This window comes from Butyricimonas sp. BSD2780061689_150309_C8 (assembly GCF_015560935.1).
GTDB lineage: Bacteria > Bacteroidota > Bacteroidia > Bacteroidales > Marinifilaceae > Butyricimonas > Butyricimonas paravirosa.
Genome location: NZ_JADMSV010000039.1, coordinates 16501 through 29647, shown reverse-complemented (window position 1 = coordinate 29647; position 13147 = coordinate 16501). Strand labels below are relative to the sequence as shown.

Annotated in this window: 10 protein-coding genes; 1 reads left to right on the top strand and 9 read right to left on the bottom strand. The window is 44.8% G+C overall.

Annotated elements, in window-relative coordinates; all coding sequences use genetic code 11:
• Positions 1–136: 136 nt before the first annotated feature.
• From I2I33_RS19335 to I2I33_RS19315, 5 genes are all read right to left on the bottom strand, one after another.
• The gene (locus I2I33_RS19335) at positions 137–910 is read right to left on the bottom strand and encodes a LytR/AlgR family response regulator transcription factor (protein ID WP_087420863.1); all 774 of its coding nucleotides are present in this window, start codon (positions 908–910) and stop codon (positions 137–139) included.
• Positions 903–1934, bottom strand: coding sequence for a sensor histidine kinase (locus I2I33_RS19330; protein ID WP_087420862.1), 1032 nt, complete (start codon positions 1932–1934; stop codon positions 903–905). The genes I2I33_RS19335 and I2I33_RS19330 overlap by 8 nt, the downstream gene beginning before the upstream one ends.
• A gap of 36 nt (positions 1935–1970) precedes the next feature.
• The gene (locus tag I2I33_RS19325; protein WP_087420861.1) at positions 1971–3266 is read right to left on the bottom strand and encodes a TolC family protein; all 1296 of its coding nucleotides are present in this window, start codon (positions 3264–3266) and stop codon (positions 1971–1973) included.
• A 2-nt stretch (positions 3267–3268) separates the two neighbouring features.
• Positions 3269–6301, bottom strand: coding sequence for an efflux RND transporter permease subunit (locus I2I33_RS19320; RefSeq protein ID WP_087420860.1), 3033 nt, complete (start codon positions 6299–6301; stop codon positions 3269–3271).
• A gap of 62 nt (positions 6302–6363) precedes the next feature.
• The gene (locus tag I2I33_RS19315; RefSeq protein WP_087421293.1) at positions 6364–7419 is read right to left on the bottom strand and encodes an efflux RND transporter periplasmic adaptor subunit; all 1056 of its coding nucleotides are present in this window, start codon (positions 7417–7419) and stop codon (positions 6364–6366) included.
• 165 nt (positions 7420–7584) lie between these two features.
• Between I2I33_RS19315 and I2I33_RS19310 the strand changes: the two genes are divergently transcribed.
• Positions 7585–7968 carry an MmcQ/YjbR family DNA-binding protein gene (locus I2I33_RS19310; protein WP_087420859.1) on the top strand — a complete coding sequence of 128 codons (384 nt, stop codon included), beginning with the start codon at positions 7585–7587 and terminating at the stop codon, positions 7966–7968.
• A 41-nt stretch (positions 7969–8009) separates the two neighbouring features.
• On the opposite strand, the gene I2I33_RS19305 is transcribed toward I2I33_RS19310, so the two are convergent.
• From I2I33_RS19305 to I2I33_RS19290, 4 genes are read right to left on the bottom strand one after another with little or no spacing between them, the layout of a single operon-like run.
• Positions 8010–9362, bottom strand: a complete 1353-nt coding sequence (locus I2I33_RS19305) for a TlpA family protein disulfide reductase (RefSeq protein WP_204247537.1) — start codon at positions 9360–9362, stop codon at positions 8010–8012.
• A gap of 8 nt (positions 9363–9370) precedes the next feature.
• The gene (locus I2I33_RS19300) at positions 9371–10852 is read right to left on the bottom strand and encodes a PKD-like family lipoprotein (RefSeq protein WP_087420857.1); all 1482 of its coding nucleotides are present in this window, start codon (positions 10850–10852) and stop codon (positions 9371–9373) included.
• A 12-nt stretch (positions 10853–10864) separates the two neighbouring features.
• Positions 10865–11689, bottom strand: coding sequence for a DUF4843 domain-containing protein (locus tag I2I33_RS19295; protein WP_087420856.1), 825 nt, complete (start codon positions 11687–11689; stop codon positions 10865–10867).
• A 12-nt stretch (positions 11690–11701) separates the two neighbouring features.
• Positions 11702–13135, bottom strand: coding sequence for a RagB/SusD family nutrient uptake outer membrane protein (locus I2I33_RS19290; protein WP_087420855.1), 1434 nt, complete (start codon positions 13133–13135; stop codon positions 11702–11704).
• Positions 13136–13147 lie beyond the last annotated feature (12 nt).

The following is a 13147-nucleotide window of genomic DNA, read 5'->3' as shown; positions in this document are numbered from 1 at the left end:
TTTCAATTAAGGTAATTAATCATTCTGGAATTCAAATCGTTATAAAGAATTTACCAACTATTTTTGGCCACATGGCCAAACAGAAAGAGGCTAAGAAGCCTCTTTTCTGTTTATCTTCAAACGGGAATGTATTACATCAAAAATTCAACCACAACTTAAATGCTGTAATCTTTTCCTCGCTAATAATAATCTGTGATTTATAGGGTGGTTTCACGAAAACCACGATTCGACCGTTAAAATAAGGTTCCACATGACTAATAGCTTTCACGCAAAGCAATACTTGTCGATTAGCTCGAAAGAACTGATCTGGGTCCAATTGTTCCACCAACTTATTCAAAGAAAGGTCAACAATATGTTCCTGCCCGGTATAGGTCACCGCAAATGTGATTTTATTCTCGGAATAGAAATAAGCCACGTCACTCACTTCCAACGGACGGAAACGCTCCCCTCCCGCAATGAGAAAGCGAGTACGATAGGCTTTCTCCCGATGCCGGAGACTATCGAGGATAACATCCAAGTAACCGTTTTCCGGAGATGTATTTGCAGCAACTAGTGTTTCATATTTCACGATCGCCTCAAGCAAACGTTTCTCATCCACGGGTTTCAGGATATAGTCTACACTATTTACCGTGAAAGCCCGAATCGCGTACTGATCATAAGCCGTGGTAAAAATAATCACGGAAGAAGGACGAGCAGATGTCAGAAAACTGAACGAATCTCCATCCGATAACTGAATATCCAGAAACAATAAATCCGGATGCGGGTTCTCGGCAAACCATTGCACCGCCTCTTCCACGCTCCCCGGCAAAACCATAACCTCCCAAGCGGGACGCAATCGCCGGAGCATGGAGTGTAGCAAACGGGCTGCCGGCACCTCATCTTCAATAATGGCTACTTTCAAATTATTCATCAGCAAAAGGTATTTTTACTGTAAATGCACCTAATTTATCAACTATTTCTATCTCTTTACCTGTAATCAACTTACAGCGGTTTGCCAGATTCTGAAGCCCGATTCCGGAAGACTGGACATCCTTCCTAGGGTGAACCAAATTACTCACTACCAGAAAATTCTCATCAACCCAAATGGCAATCCTCATCGGATGAGTGGTAGAAATCGAATTATGCTTGATCACGTTCTCCGCCAGTAATTGCAACGTCAGCGGCGGCACCATCCGTTCCCGGCAATCATCCGGCACTTCAATATCGCAGGTAATACAATCTCCCAATCTCACTTTATGCAAAAACAGGAAAGCATCCAGAAAATCTAGTTCATCTCCCAACGTCACAAGAGTCTTATCCTGACATTGCAACACGTAACGATAAACATTCGAAAGATTCCGGGTAAACTCCACGGCATTACGAGGATTATACTCGATCTCGGCAATCAGCGTGTTGAGACTATTAAACAGGAAATGCGGATTCACTTGATTCTGCAAAGCCACGTACCGCGCCGTATTATTCTCTTCCTGCAAAGCCGCAGTATGTTGCTGCAACCGCAACATCTCTCGTATAGCCCTGAAAGCCAGCAACAACCCCAAGATAACTAATTCCACCAACCAAACGAGAACCAGTACAAACTTTCCCCCGCCATAGAAAGTAAAAGGATGCGATGCCCCCGCCAGTAACTTAGCCGAAACCAGTAAACCATAGTTCAGCAAAAAGAACATCAACATCACCAACAGGTAAATCACAACAATCCTCCACCTTCTCCGGATATTCAAAGCGTAGCTCACGTTCAGCCACGAGCTGATACGCATGGTGAAATACCCTAAAATATTGAATGCAAGAATACAGAACAGACAAGCCCCGAAAGAATACAACTCTTCCTGTACCAATGGTGAAAAACCGGAATAACTCACTAACAGGAGATATGAAAATACCCCCAACCCGGAAAACAATCCGGCATACAGCAAAATATCCAGTTTCTTATTCATGTCGTGATCCTGTTTATTTAGCAAAGTTAGTCTAATTTACAAAGATTCGTACGCGTTCAAGGCTTTTATTAACCCGGAATAATAGCTCTGCGCCTCCGTTTTAGCCTGCACGTAATTAAGTTGCGAATTTTCCCGATAGGTTTGAGCATCGATCACTTCCAATATAGACGTTTTTCCCTCCCCATACCGCTCCAACGCTTTCGTCTCATTTTCTTTGGCCTTCTCCAACGAATTTCCTGTCAATTTCACCTGTTCTAGTGCCTGTAACAAATTCAGCCGTGCCGTCTGTACTTCCAGTGCCACGTTGTCTTTCACCCGGTTCAACTGATCGGAAGCCATACCGACTTGCCCCCGGGAAGCTCTCTTCTCACTTCGCCGCTTTCCCCACTCAAACACCGGGATGGATACTTTCGCGTACGCCACGTAATTCGGGTCCATATCCGTGCGGAAGTTATACCCCGGAGAAGAATAACTCCCGTCAACCCCGACATAGACCTGTGGCTTATACTGCGCATCATTCACTCGCAACGCACTTTCCGCCATTCTCACCTGTTCCTCGGCCATCCTGATCTCCGGCCGATTACTCCCGTTTCCCCGAAGAACCGAATCCTCAACCAGCAATAAAGGAACATTCTCTTCTATCATGGTCGGGTTAGACAACTCTAGCCCAATAATCGAATTCAAAGCCATACGCCCCGTCTCGAAACTACTCTTTGCCTGCAACAGACGGTACTCCGCCTCGTTCAGTTGCACCTCCGCCATCAATAAATCCTGCGGGTCCACCAACCCGGCATCCACCCTCTCCCGGATCGTTTTTACCAACGAGGACATCGAATTTCGAAAATCCGTGGCCACACCCACGATCTCCTGCCGGGCCACCGTGTTCCAATACTGAATATCCGTCTGGTAACACACGGCATTCTTCACCACCTCCGCCTGTTGTGCCGCCACGGCTTGCCGTGACTGGGCCATCCGAATCGTTTCAAGCACCCGTCCCCCGGTATAAAGCGGTTGCATGAGCGACATCGACACCCCGTATTTCATATTTTTCCCCTTAAATCCCACGGAACGCCCCAACGAAGGCACATCTGCCGATAGTTCCATGGGATTCCCCGTGTACTGAAAATTTCCTCCCGCCTCCACTTTCGGCTTCAAATCGGCACGGGCGGATTTCTCCAGTTCCATACTCACCGAAATATTCTTTTCCGCAGCCTTGAGATCATGGTTATATTCCAAAGCCATGTTCCGGTATTTCTCAAGAAGAGAGCTTTGTTGGGCGGACACGGTAAACGCACCCGCCAGCATACAACCTAATACAAATATCTTTTTCATCGTTAATTTTCTTTTACATTATAGAATATGGCATAAAGAGCCGGGGTAACAAACAGCGTCAATAGCGTGGCAAATGTCAACCCGAAAATAATCGTGGCTGCCATTCCCCCGAAAGCAATATCAAACAACAAAGGAACCATCCCGAAGATCGTGGTTGTTGCAGCCATCAATACCGGACGGGTACGTACAACCGTGGCCTCCACGATACAAGTGTACAAGTCCACCCCGTTCCCATGCTGCACGTTGATCTCGTCAATCAACACAATCACGTTTTTAATAATCATACCCAATAATCCCAGCCACCCCGCAATAGGGAAGAACCCGAAATCAAATCCCGTGAGCAACATCCCGACAGCCACGCCAATCAGTGATAAAGGTAACACGCAAAGAATAATGATTGGTTGCCGGAAGTTTCCGAACAAGGCCACCAGAATGACAACAAGCAACAGAAATGCCAACGGGAAATACATCACGATGGCCTGTATGGCCTCCTTTTGATCCTTGAATTGAGCATCCCAAAAGAATGTATATCCCTCAGGGAGTTGTATTTTCTCAACTTCTGCCCGGATCTCCCCGTGTACTTCCGCCATAGTAGTACCCGGTTTCACCCCGCACATGGCGGCCATGGACAACTGCCGATTATACGTCCGCATCTGCGGGAACTCCCACGTGGTTTCAATCCGTTCCGTCACTTGCGACAGCGGGGCAGAATTTTCCCCGTTCCACACGGAGAAATTACCCAAAGCCTCGGCATTCGTAATATTCGCCCCGGCAGATTTCAACAACACAGGTACTTTCTTCTCGTCGTCCCGGTACACGCCAACCGTCACCCCATCTTGAATGGATTTCACAGACTGCATCATATCCGCCTTCGTGATCCCCAAGGCTCCAGCCTTCACGGGATCATACACCGGACGAATCATCATCGCCATACTTCCCCACTCGTTACGGGCATCCGCCACTTTCGGATTGCGACGCATAATATCCACGGCAACACCCACCAAAGAATCCAGCACCGACGGGTCCGGTCCCAGAAAACGAGCTTCAATCAACGCCTCGTTCAACGGGCTCAATTCGAAACTATTCACCTTGATAAATGCCTCCGGGTATTTCGCCGGGAGAGAATCTTGTAACACAGCATATAGCTGACGGGATTCCGACGATGTTCTACATTTTATCAATAATTGAGCATAATTGGATTGAGGCCCGAATGACACGTTCGACAAATAATATCGTGGCGGAGTTCGCCCCACGAAAGCCGACACCATCTCCATTTCGTGATAAGTACTGACATAATCAGCCATATCGTCCGCCACCCGATCAGTTTCTTCAATACGAGTCCCTTCCGGCAACCACATATCGACCGTGAAATATTGTTTATCCAACGAAGGCACGAAAACTTTCGGGATAAACCGGAAACTCCACGCCGACACGCAAAGCATAACCACAAGACAACCCACCACCACATATTTACGACGGATCACCACCCGCAACGAGCGTCGGAAACGATCATACCATTTACCGGTAAACAACTCTGCCGTCAACTCGTCCGGACGTGGACGACGCACAAATTCCTGTATGAAGAACGGCGTTTGCGTGAGGGCAAATACCCAACTAAACATCAATGACACCCCGATCACGACAACCATCGAAGACAGCAATTCCCCCGTAATATGCGGTGAATAATAAATCGGCATAAAAGTCAGGATAGCAATAACCGTTGCGGCTAATAATGGCAAAGCCGTTGCAGAGCAAGCCCTCATAATGGCTGTCCGCTTGCGCATCCCCCGTTGCATATTCACCAACGCGGAGTCCGATACCACGATCGCATTATCTACCAGCATACCCATGGCAATGATAATCGCGGCCAAAGACATACGCTGCAAGGCAATCCCGTCAGCAAACATCACGATCAACGTGGCGAAAATGGAAAACACCAACCCACTGCCGATCAACAACCCGTTTTTAAAACCGATAAAGAAGAGTAATATCGCCACGACAGTCAACACGGAAACAATCAGGTTGACAATGAACCCCCGATTTGCCACGGCAGACTCGTACCCTTGATCATAAATGCAGGAAAGAGCATATCCTTCAGGCATCTCGGATGCAAACCAATCTATCTTTTCTTTTACTGCCTCGGCCATATCCACCACGTTCCCCGTCGGAACCGTAGAAATAGCAATTCCGATAGCGGGTTCCCCGTTCACACGCATCATATTGGAAGCCGGCGTCTGGTAGGCTTCCTCGATTTCGGCAATATCCGCCAGCCGGAAATGCTCCCCGCCTTTAGAAACAATGGTCAGATTCCGAATATCATCCAACGAATAGAAATTCCCGGTTGACTCAATACGTACCCGATTCTCCCCGACATCTATCCCCCCGGCATCCACCACTTTATTCTGTCCCTCGAAAGCACGGGCAATATCCGCGGTCGTGATACCGCTAAGTGCCATCACCGAAGGACTGATTTTCACATCAATCGTCGGGGTCTGTACCCCGTATATCTCGACCTTGGCAACATCCTTCACCTTGAGAATCTCATTCTTAATTAACTTCGCCTGATCCTCCAGTTCCCGGTAGGTATGTCCCATTCCCGTCAGCCCATAGAAAACACCCAACACATCCCCGAAATCATCATTCACGACAGAAGGCCCAGCTCCTGCCGGTAGTTTTCCCTGTACATCACTCACTTTTCTCCGGAGTTTATCCCAAAGTTGCTGCATCTCATCCGCCCGGATCTCTTTCTTCACGTAAACCGTGATTTTTGACAGCCCGGCCCGATTCTCCGTCTTCAAATAATAGAGTTCCCCCAACGACTGTATGGATTCCTCCAACACGTCGGTCACCTGCGTCTGCACTTCCGATGGAGAGGCTCCCGGATAAGGGGTAAGCACCAAAGCCTGTTTGATCGTGAACGGGGCATCTTCCAGTTTCCCCATTTTCACGTAAGCGAACAATCCCCCGAACAGCACAAGCAAAAGCAACAGGATGGTCAGAGACTTTTTCTGTAAAAAATATTTAACCAGTTTCATGATAACATTCTTTTTAGCGAGTAATATCTTCCCTTAAAAAGGGCTATAACGAACCAAATCCATTAAATACGCTCCTCGTCAGCCACTTGCACCACCATATTCTCCGACAAAAAACGAAGTCCGCTCACGACAATTGTCTCTCCCGCTTCCAATCCGTCCACAACGGCGATCTCTCCTCCCGGCAACAATGTCCCTAAAGTCACGTTTTTTCGGCTTACCCGGTTCCCATCGGCATTCAGCGTCCAGACATAATCGCCAACCACCGGGCGATGACAGACGGCCTTCTGCGGGACAATCACACCCGCCTGTTGCAAAGTGCCATCCGAGCGCAGGAATAGTTTCCCGGACATACCTGCCGGAAGATGCTCTTCCCGATTCGGCAATAAAGCTGTCAACAGATAAGACAAATTGTTCGAGGTCGTACTTTTAGAAATCTCTTCTACCTTCGCCTTATAAGTCTTACCGGGCATGGCATCAAATTCCAGTTCAACCTCCCGGACATTTCCTCGTCCGAAAGCGATCTCCTGTGTCACGTAGGCCTCCAGTTTCAACTGGCCGAGATCAACAAAGGAAATGACAGGTTGAGAGGCTTTCACATCTTGAAACTCCTCGATATACACCTCTCCCACATATCCGTCGAAAGGAGCGACCAATCGGGTATCGTTCAACTCATTCATGGCTGTCTCGTAAGCGGTCTTCGCCGAAATATACTCCGCCTTGGCTTTCTCGAACGTACTTGCTGAAACGTTATTTTTCCGGTAAAGGACTTCGATACGCTCGTATTCGGCCTTCGCCTGATTGTATTGCGCCTCCATACGTTCCTTTCGGATTCGGAAATCACGAGGATCGATCTCTGCGATCACCTCTCCCCGTTTATAATACGTTCCGGCATACACCTCAAACCGCTTGATCGGTCCTCCTACCCGGAAGGACAATTCCGAAGTACGGAAAGGCTTCGATATAAAAGAAAATTCTTTCTGATCCCCCTCGGGAGGCTTCACAGCTTGTGTCACTCGGACCACCATTCTCTGTTGACGGTCCTTTTGTTCAGCATCTTTACATGAAAATAACATCATGCAAAAACATAGTAATATTCCAAAATTCCCTGTTGTTTTCATTTTCATATTTTTTTGTTCTGAAACAAAAATAACAAGGGGAGCCGTACCGAACCGACTTTATTTTCCCCAAGCCGGGAAATCCGTAACCGAAACAGGAATAGAAAAGATGAAGTTTTCATCGAGATAAACAAAAATCCCTATCTTTGTGGAAACAACATCAATTTTATGGACATTGTAGAACTCCGAGAGTTATGTCTCTCTTTTCCTCACACGACCGAAGAATTTCCTTTTGACGAAACTACGTTAGTCTTCAAGGTCTTCAATAAAATGTTTTGCTGCACGGACATCATGCCATTCGAATGGATCGCCGTGAAATGCAACCCGGACTGGGCCATCGAATTACGGGAAAAACACCCGGAGATCACTTCCGCCTATCACTTCAATAAGAAATACTGGAACGGGATTAATATGCACGGAACTCTTCCCGATAAGTTCATTGAAGAACTCATTGAACACTCGTACCGGGAAGTTATCAAGAAACTTCCGAAAAGTTTTGTAAAAGAAAATTTCCCGGAGTTTTCACTCACGGAATCTAATCGGGGAAAATAATTACAAGAATGGGACCCGGTAACCGGGTCCCATTCTTGTAATTATTTCCGAAGTTCACTCTCGATCATGTTCTTTAAAGAAGGATCGGAAGGACGTGGAGCTTGAGATTCCACGATACTGCCATCCTTGGCAAAAACCATAAAGCGGGGAATACCCGTAATCTTATAATCTTTCGTTATCTTACTCCATCCATCGGCAAACAACTGTACCCCGGGCAATTGCTCATCTACCAAGAATTTTTTCCATTTCTCGTAATTCTTCTTCTCGTCAACAGATACCCCGATGAAAACAACATCCTTACCTTCCATCGCTTTCTCCAGTTTCTTCAAGTGCGGTAATTCACCCCGACAAGGTGAACACCAAGTTGCCCATACATCAACCACGACCACTTTCCCCTTATAGTCGGACAAAGAGTGCATATTACCTTCGGCATCCGGATAGGCAAAATCTATTGCTCTCTCCCCCTTCTTGGCCTCGTAGAGGGCAGAAGCCTTAGCTTCCAACACTTTCAATTGCTCGGCATCTACATATTTTTTAGCCTCCTCCATAAACTCCAAATATTCGAAATAGGAACGCCCGAAACCTTTTGCCTGATTCACGACCAACTCCCCCTGCAATTTCTTACTGGGGATGACAGATAGTGCATCCTGTAACTCTCCCCCTCTTTTCCCATTCTCCAAACAATAAAACATCATGTACGATTTCAAGAGTTTCATTCCATCAGGCATTTCCAAAACTCTCTCATCCGTAAACTTATTTTTATCCGTAATGGTACTATAATAGGCGATACGCTGTTCTTTAGAAGGATGCTTGGAACGCAGGGTATAAATAAAATTCAATGCAAACCGATCCAACTCGCAGCCGACAAAATATTTCATCAACTCGTTAAAACGGGTATTTTTCGTTTTAATACTCTTGCAAAACGGTTCCGTCTTTGCAAGTAAGGCTTCAAAGTCCGGGAAAAAATCTTCAAAAGTACTATTATGCACCCGTGTGAAATACGTCGATTTTTCACACACCCGTTTAGAAAGATTTACCCACTCATACAACACCTTATTCTCAGCCGTATTGTGCTTACCTGTCAGATACACCGTATCCTTATCCATAAAAAACGAAACGGCATCTCCCGCTTTCAGATAAAGCGGGTATTCATAATTTTTGCCATTCCCCACGACATAAAAACCTTCATATTTCGGGATAAAACTAAAACCATAATAACCATTTTGGTTATAAGAAGCACTTGCCAGCACTTTTTTTTCTCCTTTATCCACTCCGAACAACTGAATAGTCGTTCCAATTCCTTCTCCGACACGACATTCAACAGTTACCGGTTTCTGGGCGTGTAACATCCCAGAAAACAGCAAACAAACAATCAATCCTAATTTTATTTTCATATCAATAATTACCAACGAGTTATACATTTTACAGCACCTTCCGTGTCAATCACTTCCTCTACAGTCAAATTACGGCTATCGGTACTCTCCGGAGTAAGCCGATACACTTTTCCGCCATTCGCCTCGCTATAAGTTGCAACAAAAATATTCGAACTATAATCACCACTCGTAACGATATTCAAAGAAACGATAGCATCAAAACTCACATCCGGTACATTAACTTCTACACATTCATCAATTCCTTTTCGGTAAGTATATAGCTTATTACCTATCGAGAAATACAAGAAACCGTTCATCCAATCAATAACCGTGTATTCAGCCCCCTCGATCATGGCTGCATTACCTTTCAACTCTTCCATTTGATCCAAATGTCCCTCGTGTGTTCCGCTTGCCGTATTTTTTACTACCGAGAACTGACAACGCTGATATTTCCCATCTTCATCTTTCACGATTGCTACCGTACTCTCATTCGTCACTCGCTGCATATACAACAAATCTGAATTTGGGAGTGCCGAATCTTCATTTATATCATAGCAAGATTCCGTCACAAATCCCCCACTTTTCATTGCATAGGACACAAAACGTCCCCGATCCTGATCAAACAAAATTGCCGCATTACTACTAGCACCTCCATAATAAGGAGCCGCATTGAACTTCTTGTTATTCACATAAGTAACATCAGCCGAAAGAATACTCCTAGAAGTCAAAAGATGCACATTCCCCTCCCCGGTGAAGAAATACATAAATTGAGTCGACAAATAATACATGGACTTCATAGTATAACTAACCGGCTGGGGTGTCAACATGATCATACGCAACATATTCTTTTCTTCCCATGAAAAATCAGGCATATTCAACCAACCGGTAGCCTCTCCGGTAGCCACCCATAGCCTTTTCCCGCCCCAATTCTTGACGTTTGTATAAACGATGGAATTTGCCCCTCCGGACAAATAAGGGAATCCCGAACCACTCAACAATCCGGTCCGATGAACCTTATTTCCTTCCGTATCATCTGCATAGATTTCAATATCAACTTTACGATCAGCATCTTCCGTCATAAAGATAAATCCACCTTTTAGTTCCTCGACCACATTCAATTTAAAATCAGTGATCCAAGATACTCCCGTCTTTTTTTCTGTTACCGTATAATTTACCTGATAGCTAACCCCGCTCGCCAAGTTAATCGTCTCATTCAAATCTTTCTCGGTACTTAACACCACATCTCCATCATTCGTGATAACCTTCCACTCGAAAGTATAATCCTCCGGATTAGCGACTTCAGTCTTACCCTCCGTTCCCAAGACTTGTTTTTTCAAGTCGACTTCAAGATACAATACATGGCCACGCCCAACCGTCGTATCTTTCAATACCTCTGTCAGATCGATATCCTGCACCCAATTATAACTATAATTACCTTTGTCTTCATAGCAAGAATTCAGTACTCCTGCCAACAACAAACTTATTAACCCGATATAAATATATTTCAACATACACTTCTTCCTTTAATTGTTTGTATTCAATTCAGATGCAACAGGCCAATCTTCCGGTATTTCCACACCGGGGAACGTCATGTATCCCTTATCCGCTTCATTCGTATTTTCCGGATCTTGAGGCATCTGCGTCGGATCTCCGGCCTCTATAATCGCATTCAGGTAATTGGCAAAATAAACATTCGCTATTAATATTTTATTGCCAATACTACTTTTTATTTCATTATCCGAACTAAACCAATCGGTAGCCTCAAATCCCATTTCCTGATTAAAGAAATTAAATTTCGCCTCAGAGAAATATCCCAAAAAAGATTCCATCCACATGGACGGTTTAGTTAGTTTACTCGTAAACATCAACACGTGACGAGTAACGTCAATAGTATCCTTGTCCACAATTTTCTGGGGTATATTTTGCAAGAAATATTCATTGGAAACCAAGCGCAACTCGATAGAAACCGTAGCATCTCCCAAGCCTTCCCGGTAAATATGAATAGGAATTTCCCCGTACACGCTGTCCTTGGGCAAGATATACTCGGATTGCAACTCGTCATAATTCGTTCCGGCCACAGCCGTCGCGCTCTCAACTTTCACCTTAAATGCACGGTCACAGTCAACCATATCCCCTAAAGCCCTGACAGATAATCGGACAATCGTATCCGGCACATTATACATGGCAAAAGAAAAGACCGTTGTATCCATATACACGTTAGACACTTCAGAAGTCAACTTCGGGTAACAAAAATAAATGCTATCCGAACCTTTATACAAATCCAATTTGTCCTCTTCACAACTCCAGCAAAGCAAAACAATTCCTAAAAATATCAATATTTGTCTCATAATCCATTCTTCTTAATCTCGTCTGTTATCAGTTTCACTCTCAGGCAATGGAATAATATAATTTGGTTTCTTGGAGCCATTAGGACCGGAAACAGAAGTAATACCATTACGTTTCAAGTAGTAATAATATTGTCCTTCCCCATAAAATTCCTTCTCCCATTCTTGTCGCAGCGTTGTTTGAACATCCGAACCCACCATGCCGGACTGATACCCTCTAATCATTCGCAATTTCTCCAACCAAGAAGAAGCCACCGCATCATCATTTGTTGTCGCCGCAGCAATCAGGTAAAGTTCACTCAATCGTAACATCGACTGAATCTCATATAAATAAGGATCACTTCTATTTTCCGTTTGTTCTGCATACTTCACAAACACCATCAAACCGGAAGTCTGCCGCCCGGTAGCCACTTCCCAAGAATGCTTACGATAATCATTCGGTTCATCATAAAGCTTATTTATATAACTCTCGGTTGACAATAAAATATTATCATCTTCCAAATCGGAACTAAACAACTCTTTATACATAGTCGTACGCTTCATGTTATGTAAGGCAAATAACTCTTCACAGAAGAAAACCCGATCTTTTACCGCGACTGTTTGCGAAACCGGAGTAAAGGCCGTATTAAAATTATTCGCCTCGTTAGTCTTCGGATCTTTGCCTTCCAACAAGGTTGTTGCAATCCGGTATGCTTCATCTGCATATTCATCTCCTAAATACCAGCACATACGGGCTTTTAACGCCCACACGGCATAATAATTTAAACGCAAGTTACGATAATCCCAAAAATCTTCATCTTTGACAATACCTTCTGTCAAAATCACATCCTCAGACAAAAGCACGATAGCCGAATCAATATCCGCAAATAAATGTTCAACCAACTCGTCTGCCGGGAGAATAGGCTGCGTGACATCCGTCACCACATTGTAATAAGGGATAGAGGATGCTTTCTTATTCGCTTCAGAGTACACCGGCCCGAAAATTCGAAACATATCAAAATGCAACAAAGTGCGGATTGCCAATGCTTCTCCCATCGACATCCTGTAATTGACGTGTGACAGCAAATCTTGATGTTCTGGCACCTTCTCCAAAAACTCATTACAATCGGCGATCAATTTGTAAGCCGCTTTCCAGATCGCCTCAAAAGTCCCTTTCGGCCCGTCATTCGTATATTTATACTCACTCAGATCATAATAAGTATGCCCGCTAGATAATTTATACCGCTGTCCCAACACATCAATAGCACCACCTCCCAGATTCTCCGCATACAGATCATTAGACGCAAGACTCAAATATAAACCGTTCAAAGCCCGCTGTATCCCGTTCTCCGTGGAATAAAGCTGATCTTCAGCCATCGAGTCGTAAGGCTTCACATCCAGCCAGCTATTACAGCCCCCGAAGAATAAACCTCCTGACAGAATTGTTAATATAATAATTGCTTTTCTCATAATTTCATTTTT